Below are 17,549 nucleotides of genomic sequence, written 5' to 3'. Positions count from 1 at the left end.
TTTATAATTTTTATTTATGGAAGATTTATTTGCGCGACTAGAACGCACACTCAATCCTGAACTACCTTCCTTAACAGAGTCACAACAACAACTCTTGCAAGAACTCAGTATTGATGAAAATCAACCCGGTACAATTTTGCGTGATTTTCAAACTCTGATAGATTTATTACAACCGAATGGAGTGGAAGTTAGTAGTGTTAATAATCTTCTACCACTGAAAGTACTATCAGAATTGAATTCTCTGTTAAGTCACCCAATTGAAACTAAACTCAAACGCCCTGTACAGAAATCATACCCTTACATTAATGGACTATATCTGCTATTACGCAGTTCTGGGATAGCCCAAATTAGATCCCAAGGGAAGAAGCAGATTTTAGTTTTAGACGCAGCAACTTTGCAATCATGGTCAAACCTGAATTTAACAGAACGCTATTTCAATTTATTAGAAGCCTGGTTGATTTGGGGAAATAACGAAATCTTAGGTGAACATCAAGATTCATTGGGGAATTTATTTAGATGTATTCAACTTTGGCCCCGTGTCCCAGATAAAGGTTTAAAATTCCCTAAATATGAACACCAACACGATATTAGTTATTACCCCGGTCTGCATAATGTTGCCCTATTAGAGTTATTTGGATTTTTATCTATTAAACATGGAAAGCCAAAAGAAGGCAAAGGATGGCGCATTACTAGTTTACAATGCTTGCCATTTGGTGATGCTATGTTGCAATTCCTTTTTCCATTGGGTATACGAGGAGAATTACAGGATGATGTAAATGTAACTTTTGGGAAATTACAGTCATATTTTCAACCCTTTTTTCCAGAATGGGAGCATAATTTACTTGTTCCCAAGCAAGGCTTTACTGACGGGATTTATATTTTCAAAGTATCCCTTTCTAAGGCTTGGCGACGCATTGCCATACCAGCCAAAAAACCATTAAGCTGGCTAGCAGAGACAATTCTTGATGCTTTTGACTTTGATTACGATCACCTGTACGAGTTTAGTTATAAAGACCATTTTGGTCGCATCATAAAAATCGGTCATGCTTATATGGAAACACCCCCATTTGCCGACGAAGTGCAGATTGGTGATGTGTCTCTAGAACCAGGTAATAAAATGACCTATCTTTATGATTTTGGTGATAACTGGAAATTTGATGTGCAGTTAGAAGCGATTAATCCACCTGATAACAAAATCAAAAAACCAAAAATTTTAGAAGTTCACGGAAATGCACCTCAACAGTATTGGAGTGAGGATGATGAATCGGATGAAGATGAAGGATGAAGAGGATTTAGGGAAGCACAGAGAATCGTGTTCATAAGTCTTCTGTTTGTGTCTACTAAAACCCGCTCTAAGATTGAGATAGTTTTAGTTACAATAAAGCAACACAAATTGTCAGGAGATAAAACTTGTGATTCCATATACTGGAGGTTGTCAATGTGGACAGATTCGTTATGAAATTCATGCCCAACCTTTAACCCTTTACCTATGCCACTGCAAGGAGTGTCAGAAACAATCGTCTAGTGCCTTTGGTATGTCTCTTACAGTACTACGAGATGCTGTTGTAATTGTTCAGGGAAAACCGAAAGCTTGGACTCGGAAAAATGATAGCGGACGTGAAGTAAATAACCTATTCTGTGGCGACTGCGGAACGCGATTGTTTCATGAACGGACTTATAAAACTGATACTATCAATGTCAAAGCTGGAACCTTAGATGATACAAGTTGGTTACGCCCAGTAGGTAACATTTGGACACGCAGTGCCCAGTCATGGGTGATAATTTCAGATCAGTTACTCAACTATGATGGACAACCAGAGGATACGCAGCCTTTATGGGAAAAATGGAAACAACAACATCCATAAATGCTCCTGATATTAGACATCATAGCTCCTAAGACTTAAAGCATCTAACTCATAATTTTACTAAAGGAGATAATCAGAAACTTTTTTTGTTAAAATGCTTTAATGAACATATTAAATTATTTAAAACAGTAATAGTAAACTCAAATTATAAGTTCAGTTTGTGTATCATAGATATTTCCACTTGTCTGCAAATCATTAATAAAGCTAACATACTATTAATATTTCACATGAAAACTTACTGGACATTTCCAATCAAGTAATTTAAGTGAAATTGGATAAGTAAGAAGATTTTGGTTCATTCCCAACACTTTTAACAGTTATTTCTAGACAAGCTTAATGAAAAACGATACACCACAAGAATTAAACCAAGATCAAGAAATTGGGCGCTTGATTGATGAGGTAATGTCTTCATCTCTGACTGATGAACAGTACCGCAAAAAAATGCAGCGACGCAAAGAAGTGCAAGACAAGCGCATAGCAGAAGCTGTCCCAGAAAAAGGGTTAATTATTGTAAATACTGGTAATGGTAAAGGTAAAACCACTGCGGCTTTGGGGATGGTGTTACGATCGCTAGGTCACGGCTATAAAGTAGCAATCATCCAATTTATTAAGGGAAGCTGGGAACCTTCAGAAAAAAGGGTTTTCAGCTATTGGGAAGACCAGATAGAATTTCATGCAATGGGCGAAGGCTTCACTTGGGAAACTCAAGACCGCGATCGCGATCTTGACAAAGCTAGCGCCGCCTGGGAAAAATCATTAGAATACATCCGCAACCCAGACTTTCATCTGGTGTTGTTAGACGAAATCAATATTGCCCTCAAAATGGCTTACTTACCATTAGAGGACGTTTTATCGGGTTTGGCGCAAAAACCAGCTAACAAGCACGTTATTCTCACAGGTAGAGGCGCACCAGCAGGTTTAATTGAGCGTGCTGACCTCGTAACCGAAATGACCTTAATTAAGCACCCTTTCCGCGATCAAGGTGTGAAAGCGCAACCAGGAATTGAGTATTAACTTAACGATTATTTGCACATTTGCAACGTGCGGCGATCGCTAGCTGTGATGGAATTTAATTGATAAAAGTCTTGCAGAGCCACTGAGTAAGGATAACTGCTGAACTCATCTTCACTGACTTTAGGTAGTTTGCTGTTTGCAGCTACCTGATTTGATCGAGGAGTACTGGCTTCATTTGACGAACTATTAACCGTCATCGCCAACTCTCCTGACTTGTTGAGCGTACCTTGAAAACAATTAAATTCTGATTGGGGCATATACAATGCACCAGTTATCTTGTCCTGCTGCTTTTGAAATATGATGTAACCTTGACCAAGCTGGTTTGATTTTGGCGATTGACCATAGAGATAAACCCCATCTTTGACAGGAAAATTCACTTTTGGTAAACTTTCTGTACCTTTTGTAGCTCCCTGAGAATCTGGAACCAGCGCTGTGGTTTTAGGGAGTGTTTTTCCGCTCTGATGTACAAAAATCCCTCTCTCTCCAGCAGATGCTCTTAGCTGACTTCTCTGCTCTCTAACTTTTCTTAGCTGCGACAAAAGGGAGTTTTCGGAGGTTGTGGTTTTTTGAATCTGAGCCGATGATAATGGAGAATCTGTAACCGGTACGACTTGAGTCTGCTTGCCTATAAAGCCCAAACCGAGAAGTAAGCCTAAGCCCGCTAGGGAAATTCCCCACTGGCGGGGAGATAAGAACTGATAAAGGTTGTTAAGCACCCTACTTCTCCTGTTAAAAAATCAACTAAGTTCTTTAGAACTTACTTAAACTATAACCAAGTCTTAATTGTCAAAAGACTTTGTTAACGACTTATATTACTATTGTCCAAAAAAGAAAACTGTCAAAAACCAAAGTTTTTATTTAATCTAGCCCAACAATCTTAGATTACCACCAGTTAGGGGAAGTAGAGCGACGTAAACAATTAAAGGTTTGTAGTAAGGGCTTGATCCCTTCAAATAGGACTAAACCCTTTACTACAAAGCAATTTAATTAACTTTACATTACTTAATATAGTTTGAGTTATTCTTCATCCAATAGAATCATCTGATTGGGTGAGGTTAATCAGAAATTAGATCCTTTCAATCAATATGGGTTTTGTTTTACCTTGTTTTTTTACTTTTTAATAAATAAAAATACTGATAGTATTTTCTCGGTTTTGTCGCCGTAGAAATACAGCCTTAGATCAAAATATTTTTCCTGGCTATCAGTATAAAAAAATAGCCCCCTGAATTCAGGAGGCTCATCATGCTCTAGAGACGCGGGATTTCGCGTCTCCATATTTAACTAGCAACGTATTCTTGGACATTGGCGCGACGACGACGCAGATGAGCCAAAGCTTGATGCTCTAACTGGCGGACACGTTCGCGGCTGAGATTCAATCTCTCACCCACTTTCGCCAATGACATTTCGTTACCATCTTCTAAACCAAAGCGTAGAGCTAAAACTTCTCGCTGTTGCGGGGTTAGTTCTGCTAGTAGGTTGTTCAAATCTTGGCGTAAGAATTCTTGGTTGGTGTAATACTCTGGTGATGGCCCGCTATCTTCGAGCATTTCTTGCAACTCAGTATCTTGGTTATCGCCAACTTTAACGTCCAAAGACACTGGTTGACGCGCCATATTCAGGTACTCGCGGATCTGAGCAGGTTCTAGTTCCAGTTCTTTGGCAATTTCGGCTGGAGTGGGCGATCGCCCCAAGGTTTGAGCCAACTCACGCTGTACTTTCTTGATTTTGTTCAGTTTTTCGGTAATGTGGATCGGCAACCGGATAGTACGTCCTTGTTGAGCGATCGCGCGGGTAATAGCTTGGCGAATCCACCAGTAAGCGTAAGTCGAGAACTTATAACCCCTCATTGGGTCAAATTTCTCCACACCCCGCTCTAATCCTAGTGTTCCTTCCTGAATTAAATCCAGAAATTCCATATTTCGCTTTTGGTATTTTTTCGCAATAGCAACGACCAAGCGCAAATTCGCTTCGATCATTTTTTGCTTTGCCCGCTTACCTTGAGCTACTGTTTGTTGTACTTCAGTTTCCGATTGTTGAACCACGTCAGCCCACTCTGACATATCCGGTTCGCGGTGCAGTTTCTTCGCCAAAACCTCTTTGGCATCGATGAGCGTCATCATTTGTTGAACCTGCTTCCCATATACAATCTCTTGTTCACGTGTTAGCAGTGGTACACGGCCAATTTCTCGCAGATAGGTTCGCACCATATCAGCCGTGAATCTGGTGTTGAGATTTTCCGTTTGGGTATTGACAGTAGGCATTGGTGCGTTGTCCTCTACTCCGTAAATAAAATGTATGTTTTCTTACTAAAATGGATGGATAAAGGTAGTAAATCTATCACGAAATATTAGGAGCTACTAAAAACAATTATCAATTGATAGAGACGCTTTTAAGACGTTAAGCCCCTAAGATAGGTTCCCCTACCTTCCCTAAATTTTCAATCTCTTATTAGCACAGTGGTTATTTTTGAGAATTCTTACTTTAGGTAGTTACTGAGGTAACAAGTAAATCCGAAGTCGGTATGAGTTCACTTAGTTTTATAGTACGATAAATCAGGCAGATAGTAAAGTATCTTAAGATAAAACTTTCAATTGTAATCCAAAATTGGTCGTTTGGAAAAAAATTTAGGCTTCCTTGAAATTACTGACTATATCTATAGTGACCTCAAAAACCCCTCTTCTGTTGCCAAAAAGTAGCCGGATAACCGAACTTAATTTCTTGTGAGGATGGAGGGATGTTACGAATTGGGAATTGGGCATTGGTCGCTAAGGGATTAATCTTGATGTAGATTAATCAGTGACTTCCCGTAGGACAAATGACCAATGACCAATGACCAATGACCAATGACCAATGACCAATGACCAATGACCAATGACCAATGACCAATGACCAATGACCAATGACCAATGACAAATAACTATTTAAAATCCCAGGTCAGCTTTGGCGAGTTCAGCAGCAGCAAATACTTCCGCGTCAGGTTTTTCTTCCCAGGCTGGCTCACCAATTTCTTCGTAAAAAGTTGCGTCGTAAGGACGGGTACGTACTACTACGGGCATGGGTACGGCATGACCCAAAATTAAAGCTTGTTGTTTAGAGTCTAACTTTGCCAGTACCGATCGCAGTCCGCTACCACCAGATACACCCGTAAAAATCGCGTCAATGTCTTTTTCGTCATTAAGCAAAGCGGTAATGCGAGTTCCAATCTGGGACATGACTTCATTATCTATGCCTGATGGACGTTGATCAACTACCAAAAGTGTGACAAAATACTTCCGCAACTCACGGGCAATAGTCCCAAAGATAGTGCTTTGTACGATAGCCGGGTCAAGAAAACGGTGTGCCTCTTCAATGGTAATCATCAACGGCGTGGGGCGATCGCAAGGGTTTTTGCTTTGCAAAAATTTATCTGCTTTTTTGACGTAATGCTCGTGGATACGTCGGGTGATCATGTTCGTCACCAACATATAAGAGAGCATATTAGACTGGGAACCAAATTCTATCACAACATTCTTCCCAGATTCCAAACATTGCACAATTTTACTAATGTAATTCTGGGGGCAAACTGCTCGCATATACTTCAAGCTGTCCATCCGCAAGAGTTTGCGCTGCAATGCCATAATCGAGCCTTTGTGTCCACGTTTCTCGTCGCAGAACATCTCGATTTCTTCGTTAGTCATGTTCAGCAGTTGGACAATCCAAGACTTGCCAAACTCACTATATAGAATATTGGCGTTATCTAGAGCTGCGTCAGATAGTCCTAAATCTCGACTACATAACTTAATATCTTCAACTTCTATTTGCTCGTAACTCAAATAAAGTTCTTGAGCATCACGCACACCCCGGCGTTTTGTCGATTCGGGGTCAAGGGTATAAACTTCTACCTTACTTGGAAAAAGTTGCTTTAATCCCTTAACTGTATTGACGTTCTTTCCTTCTGCGACAGCTTCCCAGCCATACTCAGAGTGCATATCAAAAATCAAATTCACTGCCGCATTTTTACGGATAACACCTGCTAAAAGTAGCCGAGTTAGAAAGGATTTACCAGTACCAGATTTCCCGAAAACCCCATTACTCCGTTCCACGAAGCGGTTTAAATCGATACAAACGGGCACATCCATATCCAAAGGTTTCCCAATGGAAAAATTGCGCCTTTGGGGGTCATCTTCCCAACCAAACACACGGCGAAAGTCGTCAACACTGGCTTCGTAAACTTGACTAAAGTGGCTAGGAATAGTTTTAACAGGCAACAATTCCATCGTCGTGCTGGTTTGTGGCACAAAGGAAGCTAAACCCGTTACTGATGGGATAAAGGGATTTGCCGATTTGCCATTTGTTGGGGAGAAAGATTCTTCCGCTTCGGGAGTGAACATCAACATCGGTGCGAGGTTGATAGTACCATAAGTACCACTTCCAGCTAAAACATCCCGTAAAAAAGTGTCTTCCCAACTGGGGGGATTAGCAATAATTCGGGCATTAGCAGCTCCCAATGCTACATCTGTCAGCATACAAAAAAAGCGCGATCGCATCCCTTGCACAACAAGAAACTTACCAACCCGCATATCTTCCACAGAAATGTCAGGATGCAATCGTACTTCTAAACCTTCAGTTAGAGAACCTTGAATAACCGAACCTAATGGCTGTCCCGAATTCATCTGATTAGTCATTTGTCATTTGTCATTGGTCATTGGTCATTGGTCATTTGTCACTAGTTATTAATTATTCTCCCTAATCTTCCTAATCTCCATGTCCCATGCCCAATTCCCAATGCCCCATGCCCAATTCCCAATTCCCAATGCCCTAATCAATCTGAATCGAAGTTGGCGCACTCCCTGCTGAGGTGTTACTGATTAATGGTTTACGGAATTGAGCGTAAATGCGATCGCGCCAGGTAAAGAATGGTTCATAATCTATATTCTCTGAAAAGATTGGCAATCCTTTTCCTCTAATAGAAGCTGGTAAATCCAGATAGGGGCCAGGGGGGAACTTGAGTAATATCGATAAGCCAGCCACTGACAAGTCAGCTAAAGTCGGCTCATCTCCAGTTAAATAAGGACTATCTGCCAATAATAACGTTAGCGCTTCCAAATCTTGTTTTAAAGATGCGATCGCTGACTGAATCACATCTGGACTATAACCTACCCCAAAACCCAACACTGTCAGTAAGTCAGTAGGTACTCCTCCAACCAGACTTTTAAATATATCTGGTGTTGAGGTGGGTAATAAAGACTTGCGGAAATTTTGATCTTGACTTACAGCTGCAAATAGCGCTTTCCTACCTTTGATGCCTATAGATTCATCCGCCCATTCTTCTATCAATAAAGTTAAACCCCGTTTTTTGGGATCTTGGGGTATTATGGGGCGATCGGGATACTCTAAGTCTAAATACTTAGCTATTTCCGTAGAATCCGCAATATATTTATTACGATCCTTTAATACTGGGACTTGTTTCTGACCAGTCAGCCGGAACAGTTCTACTTGTCCAATCCCAGGCGTAACTTCTATTTTGCGGTAATCTAGTCCTTTAAAATCTAGAATTAGGCGCACTTTCTCTGAGTATTGAGATAGTTCCCATTGGTATAATTCCAGCATGTTGTATACCTGATAACTGGTCAACTTCTTAAACTTTACAATTGTATCTTTAGTTAAAGTAATTTTTCTTTACATTAGTTGCTCTTCATACTCTTTTAGAGTTGAGGCTACACCAAGTGAGGCTTTTTAACTCTTTATCAGTGTGACTGAGAAAATATACTCATTACATAAAATATATGGTAGATATATTTCATACCGATCAGCTTGATCCGAGGTTATATATGTTACTTCGCTAGCAAAAACTCTTCTGAGGAAAAATTTTACTTCCCTCTTCGGTTAGATTTTGTGCATAGCAAAATGTTATAAATCTTTATGTAATGTATGGACAAAAAGACAAACAAAATTTATGAAGACAAATAACAGCAAATTGCTGACCACGTTGGCAGGCATAGCAGGATTCACTAGTTTAAGCCTTCTCATTACTTTACCATCTGAAGCAAAAGAGGTATTAAATCCTAACCCCAGTATTTTCAACGAAGCCCCCTATAACAAGGGTCAACGCCTTCAATTAAACGCTCAATACACACCTACTGAGGCTGCTTCCGAAACACAAAAGGGCAATACCAAGCGCAAACAAGTAGCACAGAAAGGTAGTGTAACCAATCCCAGACCCAGTATTTTCAACGAGCCTCCTTATAACCGTGGTGGTAGTGCTACACCTATTGAACCAAAACCTCCCACGCCAGGTACTACCCCGGAAACTCAACCCGGTGAGAAACCTACTACAACTCCACCAGGCCCAGGGGCAAGTGACAATCAAGGCAAAAACCTGTTAGCGTTGGCAGAGTCAAACGCTTCTTTTACAACCTTAACCAAGGCTTTGAAAGCAGCAGGGTTGACTGGAGCATTGCAAGGCAAAGATAACTTAACTATTTTTGCACCCACCGATGCCGCTTTTGCTAAGTTGCCAGCAGATGCTTTGAAAGAATTGTTAAACCCAGCCAACAAAGAAGTATTGCTCAAGATTTTAACTTACCATGTAGTACCTGGTAAGGTATTGTCCAGTGATTTGAAGTCTGGTGAAGTTAAAAGCCTCGAAGGTGGCGCAATCAACGTTAAAGTTGATCCTTCTACTGGTGTAACTGTCAATGATGCTAAGGTTACACAAGCAGATATCACAGCCAGTAACGGTGTAATCCACGCAATTGATCAGGTAATTTTGCCTCCTGACTTGTAGCTTGTAAGTATTAGTACAATCAGTAACAGAATTAGGTAGGAATAAAGTATTAATACATAAAAATTCCGTTCAATGTTAATTTTGGACGGTTTTTTTGTATTGTAATAACGGTGAGCTAAATTGGCAAGCCCACCTAATGGTTTTGGTTTTGTTTTGTAATCAGCTTTTGATCCTTATCTTGCATTTCTAAAAGTTCAGGGATAGTAACAAAGCTATAGCCCTGTTTCCGAAAGTTGGCAATAATTTCTGGTAAAGCTTGTACAGTTTTAGAGCGATTACCACCACCATCATGCATCAACACAATTCCACCTGGCTTGGCTCTTCTGAACACATTATTAATTAACTTTGGTACAGCAGGACGTGAGTAGTCTACAGAGTCAGATGACCACAGGATGATGGCATATTTGCTATTTTTCGCGTAATCAGCCACTCCATTGTGCATGATTCCCCCTGGTGGTCGAAATAGATTTGTTTTAATCCCTGTTACTTGATAAATCTGGTCTGCTGTGTGGTCAATTTCATAAGCGGCTGCTTGTGGATTCAAAAACTGATACCAATGATGCCAGGTATGATTACCAATTACGTGACCTTCAGCAATTTCTCGCTTCAGTAAGCCTGGATAATTTTTCACATTCTGCCCAATGACAAAAAATGTCCCTTTGATTTGATTTTCTTTGAGAATATCTAGTACCTGGGCGGTGCTTTCAGGCCATGGCCCATCATCAAAGGTGAGAGCAATTACTTTCTGTTGGAGACTAAGTTTTGCCGCACTAACTATTGCTCCTTGAAAGCTTGGTGGCACATTATATGAAAGACCCTTTATTTGTGCTTGTTGCTGCCAAATTTTAAGCATCGTTGCTTTTAATTCTTCAATCTGCTGTTGGGCCCCAACTTTGGCTGGTAGGTTGTTTACATTTATATTTTCTGTACTTTGGGCCTCAGATGATCTTGACTTGATAAACATCATCGTGGTGGTACTCAAGACAAGCAACGCTATTAATATTTTTTGCACACCAAAAAATGACTTATTGTCCTCCACTTCATAGCTCCTTCAAGGCTAGAACCATTTTTTCACAATACTTATGGCAGTTTTTTACAATTTTATAAGCCTTGTCATGCAAACTACAGCATGATTAGTAATATCTTTTAAAGTTAGCTCTAACCCTGACTCCGAAAAAATGCCTTACTCTACGGATATCTAAATATCTATAAACAAAACCCTCACCAGGAAAGTGAGAGCGTTCTTGCACCTTAGTTTTCGTAGACTACGAGATATGAAGGGAATTTAGATAACAATAAAAGGCAATTAATTTTGCCTTGTTAACATGAATATACTTAATACAGTTTAAATATTGCATACTGCATTGACGAAGGCATTGCGAAATTATGACAAAGGTGTGACCTTATTTGAGTGATAACGGTACAGTACAGACCCGTTAAAAAATTTCTTTGATCCCCTACTGTAGCGGTTCCCAATTGCATGGAATACAGACCTAACCCCCAGCCCTTCCCTTCAAGGGAAGGGGAGTAAGATTCAAAGCCTCTCTCCTAGTTTGGAGAGAGGTAACTGGATACTTGTTTATCTGGGAATCCCTTAACAACTTACAGACTAGACATTACATCCCGTGCAACTGCTAAAGTTTGATCAATGTCTTCTTCAGTGTGAGCAAAAGACGTAAACCCAGCTTCAAATTGAGAGGGTGCTAGGTAAACACCACGTTCTAACATACCCCGATGGAAGCGTCCGAATTTGGCTGTATCAGACTTTTTCGCATCTTCGTAGTTATGAACTGGGCCAGAGGTAAAGAATAAGCCAAACATTGCGCTGATTTGACCGCCGCAAGCTGCATGACCAGTTTCTTTAGCAATTTGCAGCAAACCATCTGCTAGCTTTTTAGTGATTCGCTCAAGATAATCGTAAGTACCTGGCTTTTGCAGCAATTCTAAAGTCTTAATACCAGCAGTCATCGCCAAGGGATTACCAGAAAGAGTCCCAGCTTGATATACAGGGCCAGCAGGGGCAACCATTGACATAATATCTCGGCGACCGCCATAAGCTCCTACTGGCAAACCACCACCAATAACCTTGCCCAAGGTTGTTAAATCGGGGGTAACGCCAAATTTTTCTTGAGCGCCGCCGTAAGCAATGCGGAAGCCTGTCATCACTTCGTCAAATACCAATAAGGCTCCATACTCGTGAGTGAGTTCCCGTAATCCTTCTAAGAAACCTGCGTCGGGTGCAATAAATCCAGCATTACCAACAACTGGTTCAAGAATAACGCCAGCAATCTCGTCGCGGTTTTCTTCAAACAAGGCTTTGACGGATTCTAGGTCATTGTAAGGTGCGGTTAGAGTAGTGCTAGTTGCCGCTTTTGGAACTCCTGGCGAGTCTGGTAAGCCAAGTGTGGCAACACCAGAACCTGCCTTCACAAGAAAGGTATCGGCGTGTCCGTGGTAACAACCTTCAAACTTGATGATTTTGTCTCGGTTGGTGAAAGCCCGCATCAGCCGCAAAACTCCCATACAGGCTTCAGTTCCAGAGTTAACAAATCTGACCATTTCGATGCTGGGAACGGCATCGATGACCATTTCTGCCAAAACATTTTCTAGAGTTGAGGGAGCGCCGAAACTGGTGCCTTTTTCTAAAGCTTCATGCAACGCTGCAATTACTTCTGGATGAGCATGACCGCAAATAGCTGGGCCCCAAGTACCTACATAGTCTATATATTGGTTGCCATCTACATCCCAAATATATGCGCCTTTAACACGATCAAAAACGATGGGTTGTCCACCTACAGATTTAAAGGCACGAACTGGAGAACTTACTCCTCCGGGCATGAGGTTTTGAGCAGCGGCGAAGACCTCTTGTGATTTTGTTGTTTTAATTGTGGTATTTACCAAGGTTCTCTCCTAACAGTGGACAATAAAAAGCTCTATCTCAGGATAGGGTTAAAAATTGCTTAGAATTTCTATCCTATAGAATTAACTGAACCAAAAAAATAACAATATGTTATACAAGTCCAACAAAGACTTGCCTCTAGATATTCAAACTCGATTATCTGAAGCATACCAGGATCTTTACCGAGCAGCTTTTAACTCGGCCATCCATTGGTATGGTGAGGCATCAAAAGCTCATAAAGTTGCTTTAAGTGCTGTAAAAATGCAGTCTGCAATGGAACACAATGCTCTTGTTTAGAGCTAGATAAGATAGTTAAATTCAAAAAACATACCAGTTGCTCTATTCAGAATGGTATCGTGAATCCATAAGTTATTCTCATTAGAGCAAACTAGCTGGTATGTCTTCTAACGATTTGCGATCGCTACATTACGCCATCCCTGTTGAAAAAATTCACTACGATGAACGGGGTTTAGTGCCTGCAATTGTCCAAGATTATTTGGATGGTACTGTCCTAATGATGGCGTGGATGAATCAGGAGTCGTTACAAAAAACTTTAGAAACTGAAGAAACTTGGTTTTGGAGCCGTTCACGGCAAGAGTTATGGCACAAGGGGGCGACTTCTGGACATATTCAAAAAGTGCAAAGTATTCGTTATGACTGTGATAGTGATGCGTTGCTCATAGGGGTAGAGCAATTAGGAGATGTTGCTTGCCATACTGGAGAACGCAGTTGCTTTCACCAAATAGAAGGAAATATTGTTCCACCACCAGGGGATACGTTGTCGCAATTGTTTCAAATAATATGCGATCGCCGCGATAATCCGACAGAAAGTTCTTATACCTGTAAGTTATTCGCTGGTGGCGATAACAAAATTTTGAAAAAGATTGGTGAGGAAACCGCCGAGGTGGTAATGGCCTTTAAAGATGATGAAGCAGATGCGATCGCAGGTGAAGTGGCTGATTTGCTATATCATACTTTGGTTGCCTTAGCTCACCATCAAGTTGATTTGAAATCTGTGTATCGTAAGTTGCAAGAACGTCGCCAATGAGAAGGAAAGGGAGCAGGGGGCAGGGAGAAAGAGGCTTTTCCGATTTTTGCACAGATGCGGTAATCATAAGTGATTAACCGGACTTTTAACTTCTTTCTTTGTGTCCTTTGCGTCCTACCCTGCGGGAAGCCGCTCCGCGTCTATGCGGTTCGTTTTTCTTCCTTGTACTTAAATATTGTTTAGCGCATCTTCATACAGAATTGGTATCAGCTAAAATCCTATTGAGATACTGTAAAATCACCACGACAATCAGCACACTCAAGGGGAATCCTAGCCAAAAAGTATTGGTAATAATTTGCGGTTGATCTAATGCCCATCCACCCAATGGATGACCAATAAAAGACCCAATCGCCCAACACACAGCATTGACGGAGAAATAAACGCCACGTTGATTTTCTGGGGCTAACTCAGTCACTAAAGAGGCGGCAGATGGAGTATAAGAAACAATTGCAACTGCAAATACTCCCAATGCCAATGCTACCCAAACTAAATTATAAGATGGGGCAGTACCGCTTACCCAAATGAGTCCAAAACCAACTCCCCAAAGAATGGCGGAAACGGTGAGTGCCAGTGTGTGAGAACAGCGTTTTAAGAAACTGGTGACAGGCAACTGACAAATGATAGCTAGCACCACATGCCAAGCAAATAGAACGCTAATAATAGTTTGAGCAAATCCTTCGGTAGTACTTTTGATAACAAAGTTTTTGAAGTAAAGCGGCAGAGTGCTATGGATTTGAGAAATATAGATTGTAAAGAATATATTAACTGCGATGTAGACCAGGAAACGGCGATCGCTTAATACTGCCATCCAAGAAGCAAAATGTTCTTTCTTTTCAGATTCCCCTATCTGCTGTTGTTTGGTTTTACTAATTCCCACATAGACAACCCCAAAAAACATCAGAAAAGAGATGGCATCAATGATAAATAGCCATCGATAACTCCCAATTACCGCGATCAAAAACCCAGCAAGCATAATTCCGATCGCTAACCCAAGATTATCAGCCAGTCGTGCGATCGCAAAAGTTTCGCGGCGATTGTCAATCTGGCTAGCGTCAGCCACAACAGCTTCAGCCGCTGGCCAATAGAAACCTATCCCTAAACCGCTAATCAAGCTACCAATTACCAAAATAGTAAAATCATTGGTTGCAGCTAAAACCAGAGAAGCAATTGCTGAAATCGCCGTCGCTAGCAACAAAGTGCGGCGGCGGCCCCAGTGTTCAGAATCAGCCAAAGAACCACCTACAATCCTCCCCACAATGCCGGAAATCGAGGCGCTACCCAAGGCTACCCCAACACTGGTTGCAGATAAACCAACTTCATTCACAAAAAAGATGGGGGCGTAAAACAGGGTACAGCCGGTGCCAACTTCCGACAGAAATCTACCTATCGCAAAAATCCAGACTTGGGGATGTATTGAGGGCAGCCACGATGATAGCTGAGATTGAGAAGCTAATTTCATGAGTTTAGATGTCATAGTTTGGTGACATTTTTGTAATTCTTATCATTGGCTGCTATTTTTCTCACTCATTCCACAGGGTTTCCACAGGGATTTTAGCAGTTTTCCACAGGTTCACTACGAACTAATGGGCTTCTTACCCTCTGACTGGGGATTGTTAATTAACAGTGGCAAAGAACTTCAAGGACTGAGTTTTTATAAAGTAAAGTAACGAAAAATAGGCTCTAATGCTTATTCTTTCGTTCGTATTTATTTTTTATACATTCATTTTTAACATTTCGCAGCATTGACAAACCCACCCCCTCTTGGCGCACAATGATTCGGCTTGCTTTTGTAATTCCTTCAACCGTTGGCATCAAATGTGTAAAATATATTACCTGAGATGTAGACGTAGATTGTCGGGATGACAAAAGAGTGGTGAGGTAGTTCGGTCTTCTCCCAAAGGGAGAGGCTAGCGCCAAGGGGGTTTCCCCCATGAGAAACTACCGAACCCATAAGGGTGAGGAAGCCATAAGCCGCTTCACCGCAAGCAACTTGTCCCTCTTGATTATCCTCATAGGAGGAAAATCTCATGAAATCAACGGTTAGCATCTTTACAGAAATTCCCGAAACACTCCACGAATCCTTAAAAAACTACTTAGAAACCCATCCTGATTGGGATGAAAATAGGGTATTGACGGCGGCACTATCATTGTTTTTACTCCAAAATGGAGATAGCGATCGCCGGGCTGCCCGAGTCTATCTGGAAACTTTATTCCACCACTCCTCAGTAGAAACGCCCAGTATCGATTCACCCGCAACAGCTAATCTATTAGATACTCCATAAGTACGGGCGTTATTCTCGCTCATACTCTAAATGTGGGCACGGCAAACCGTGCCCCATAAATGGGATTTGATCCAATAGCGATTAAGCATATCGGGGCAATATTACAATAGACATCTCCGAAAATGATTGTAGAGACGTAGCAGTGCTACGTCTCTAAAAGGATTCTGGATAACGCATATTTAATTTTTGGAGATGTCTAATAAAAAGGATTCAGTAGATTCTGCTCTATAACTTGCTCAAAACTATACGCAGCAAGGGCAACTCATGAATTGCTCCTACTGCGTATACGTATTTTTACATTAGTGTCAGCTTAGAGCCTGGGCAAGAAAAAACAAGGGGCTTAAGCTCCTTGTGATGAAACCTGCAAAGGCAGGTAAATTAAAGTGTAGATGCGGTTTATAAGCGCCGATTTCAGATTAAATTGACAAGCTATGCGCCCCTAAAAACTTCACCTAAGCACATATCTGCCAAAACAGTCAGATCCAAAGAAATATTTTTCAGTGGACTTTCTTTACTGTCCACCGTCTTGAATTGATAAACCAACATTTCAAATAACTGTCTGGTCAGTATTTGAGCAATTCTATCTATGTTTAATTAATTGTCTAAATTTGTCTTTTACTGAAGCTAAAGAAATTCACTGATCACTACCCCATAAGTCAACAGTCAAGAGTTAAAAAACTCTAGACTATAGACTCAGGACTTGGCTTCCAAATGTTGGGGGTGAGCAGGAGATTCAAACTTATACCCTACGCCACGTACAGTTTGAATTAATGCTGGCTGACTAGCATCAATTTCAATCTTCTTGCGAATTTGACCAATATGTACATCTACAACCCGTTGGTCGCCGACATATTCATAGTCCCACACCTCTTGGATTAATTCTGCCCGTCGCCAAACTCGACCTGGATGACTTGCTAAAAAATGCAACAAGTCAAATTCCAGCGCAGTTAAGGGTACTGCTTGGTTATTAAGTGCTACCTCCCGTCGCACCGGATCAATCATCAGTTTTTCAAATACCAAGCGTTTCTGCTCGGCAGTAGTTATCACTCGCTGTCGTCTCAAAATCGCTCCGACTCTGACTTCTAGCTCTCCCAACCCAAAAGGCTTGGTGAGATAGTCGTCAGCACCTTTGGCAAAGCCGCGAATTTTGTCAGCTTCGTCAGCACGGCTAGTCAACATCAGAACAAAAACACCATTACGACTTTGCATCTCTTGGCAAAGGTTAAACCCCGTTACATCTGGTAGATTCACGTCTAGAATCACCAAATCAGGGTTAAATTGCTCAAATAGAGCTAAGGCTGTCTTTCCGTCTTCGGCAGCCTCCACCTGATAGTTCTGTTTAATCAAAAAGCGTTGGATTAAATTCCGAACCGCAGGATCGTCGTCAACTACAAGAATCTTGGCAGGAGCCATGACCATTACTTTGCACAAAAATTCGTAAGATTAACAAGAGGGTTGCGTAAAAACGCAGTTACCACTTTGGGACTAACTAAGAATCTACATGGCTACGGTATGGGAATCCCGATCATTCACAAATAAATACTGTAATCAGAAATGTGGGCGATGAAAACGCGAAACTTCTTTTAGCCACAGTAGATAGGCGCTCTGACTTTAGCCGTAATAGTTCTAGTTAGATGGCAACTTAAAACGTTTCAATTTTAAATCGATATGCGGA

15 protein-coding genes and 1 pseudogene are annotated in these 17,549 nt (G+C 41.2%); 7 read left to right on the top strand and 9 right to left on the bottom strand.

What is annotated here, in order from left to right:
* Positions 1-16: 16 nt before the first annotated feature.
* The 3 genes from GJB62_RS19830 (at position 17) to cobO (ending at position 2,879) form a co-directional block, all read left to right on the top strand.
* Positions 17-1,285, top strand: coding sequence for a plasmid pRiA4b ORF-3 family protein (locus GJB62_RS19830; protein ID WP_114081833.1), 1,269 nt, complete (start codon positions 17-19; stop codon positions 1,283-1,285).
* A gap of 127 nt (positions 1,286-1,412) precedes the next feature.
* Positions 1,413-1,865: a GFA family protein gene (locus tag GJB62_RS19825; RefSeq protein ID WP_114081832.1), complete on the top strand. Its 453-nt coding sequence runs from the start codon at positions 1,413-1,415 to the stop codon at positions 1,863-1,865.
* A gap of 336 nt (positions 1,866-2,201) precedes the next feature.
* Entirely contained in the window at positions 2,202-2,879 is a 678-nt protein-coding gene (cobO, locus tag GJB62_RS19820) for a cob(I)yrinic acid a,c-diamide adenosyltransferase (protein WP_114081831.1), read from the top strand.
* An 8-nt stretch (positions 2,880-2,887) separates the two neighbouring features.
* Here cobO and GJB62_RS19815 read toward each other — a convergent pair whose 3' ends face one another.
* The 4 genes from GJB62_RS19815 to GJB62_RS19800 all read right to left on the bottom strand — a co-directional run bounded on the left by GJB62_RS19815 (position 2,888) and on the right by GJB62_RS19800 (position 8,468).
* The gene (locus tag GJB62_RS19815) at positions 2,888-3,595 is read right to left on the bottom strand and encodes a hypothetical protein (RefSeq protein WP_114081830.1); all 708 of its coding nucleotides are present in this window, start codon (positions 3,593-3,595) and stop codon (positions 2,888-2,890) included.
* 561 nt (positions 3,596-4,156) lie between these two features.
* The gene (locus tag GJB62_RS19810) at positions 4,157-5,140 is read right to left on the bottom strand and encodes an RNA polymerase sigma factor, RpoD/SigA family (protein ID WP_012410436.1); all 984 of its coding nucleotides are present in this window, start codon (positions 5,138-5,140) and stop codon (positions 4,157-4,159) included.
* A 660-nt stretch (positions 5,141-5,800) separates the two neighbouring features.
* Entirely contained in the window at positions 5,801-7,531 is a 1,731-nt protein-coding gene (locus GJB62_RS19805) for an ATP-binding protein (RefSeq protein WP_114081999.1), read from the bottom strand.
* Between the two features lie 145 nt (positions 7,532-7,676).
* Positions 7,677-8,468, bottom strand: a complete 792-nt coding sequence (locus tag GJB62_RS19800; RefSeq protein ID WP_114081829.1) for a glutathione S-transferase family protein — start codon at positions 8,466-8,468, stop codon at positions 7,677-7,679.
* Between the two features lie 346 nt (positions 8,469-8,814).
* Here GJB62_RS19800 and GJB62_RS19795 point away from each other — a divergent pair, with 346 nt between their 5' ends.
* Positions 8,815-9,645: a fasciclin domain-containing protein gene (locus GJB62_RS19795; protein ID WP_114081828.1), complete on the top strand. Its 831-nt coding sequence runs from the start codon at positions 8,815-8,817 to the stop codon at positions 9,643-9,645.
* Positions 9,646-9,778: 133 nt separating this feature from the next.
* On the opposite strand, the gene GJB62_RS19790 is transcribed toward GJB62_RS19795, so the two are convergent.
* Together GJB62_RS19790 and hemL are read right to left on the bottom strand one after the other, a co-directional pair.
* Entirely contained in the window at positions 9,779-10,684 is a 906-nt protein-coding gene (locus GJB62_RS19790) for a polysaccharide deacetylase family protein (RefSeq protein WP_114081827.1), read from the bottom strand.
* A gap of 563 nt (positions 10,685-11,247) precedes the next feature.
* On the bottom strand, positions 11,248-12,546 hold the full coding sequence (gene hemL, locus GJB62_RS19785) for a glutamate-1-semialdehyde 2,1-aminomutase (protein ID WP_114081826.1): 1,299 nt from the start codon (positions 12,544-12,546) through the stop codon (positions 11,248-11,250).
* A gap of 106 nt (positions 12,547-12,652) precedes the next feature.
* Between hemL and GJB62_RS19780 the strand changes: the two genes are divergently transcribed.
* Entirely contained in the window at positions 12,653-12,841 is a 189-nt protein-coding gene (locus GJB62_RS19780) for a ChaB family protein (protein ID WP_012410442.1), read from the top strand.
* 100 nt (positions 12,842-12,941) lie between these two features.
* Entirely contained in the window at positions 12,942-13,592 is a 651-nt protein-coding gene (gene hisIE, locus GJB62_RS19775; protein ID WP_114081825.1) for a bifunctional phosphoribosyl-AMP cyclohydrolase/phosphoribosyl-ATP diphosphatase HisIE, read from the top strand.
* Positions 13,593-13,782: 190 nt separating this feature from the next.
* Here the strand turns inward: hisIE and GJB62_RS19770 are convergent, their stop codons facing one another.
* Together GJB62_RS19770 and GJB62_RS19765 are read right to left on the bottom strand one after the other, a co-directional pair.
* The gene (locus GJB62_RS19770; protein WP_245245967.1) at positions 13,783-15,051 is read right to left on the bottom strand and encodes an MFS transporter; all 1,269 of its coding nucleotides are present in this window, start codon (positions 15,049-15,051) and stop codon (positions 13,783-13,785) included.
* A gap of 339 nt (positions 15,052-15,390) precedes the next feature.
* A complete protein-coding gene (locus GJB62_RS19765) occupies positions 15,391-15,621 on the bottom strand; it encodes a hypothetical protein (RefSeq protein ID WP_114081823.1) in 231 nt (76 codons plus the stop codon).
* Here GJB62_RS19765 and GJB62_RS19760 point away from each other — a divergent pair.
* Positions 15,620-15,811, top strand: a pseudogene (locus GJB62_RS19760) (DUF2811 domain-containing protein); the annotation flags it as partial. The gene GJB62_RS19765 and the pseudogene GJB62_RS19760 sit on opposite strands and share 2 nt — an antisense overlap.
* Positions 15,812-16,567: 756 nt before the next feature.
* Here GJB62_RS19760 and GJB62_RS19755 read toward each other — a convergent pair.
* The gene (locus GJB62_RS19755) at positions 16,568-17,287 is read right to left on the bottom strand and encodes a response regulator transcription factor (protein ID WP_041565535.1); all 720 of its coding nucleotides are present in this window, start codon (positions 17,285-17,287) and stop codon (positions 16,568-16,570) included.
* Between the last annotated feature and the right edge of the window lie 262 nt (positions 17,288-17,549).

The organism is Nostoc sp. ATCC 53789, assembly GCF_009873495.1.
Lineage (GTDB): Bacteria > Cyanobacteriota > Cyanobacteriia > Cyanobacteriales > Nostocaceae > Nostoc > Nostoc muscorum_A.
Note: the sequence above shows the minus strand (reverse complement) of the source record. Positions and strands in the feature narration are given on the sequence as shown.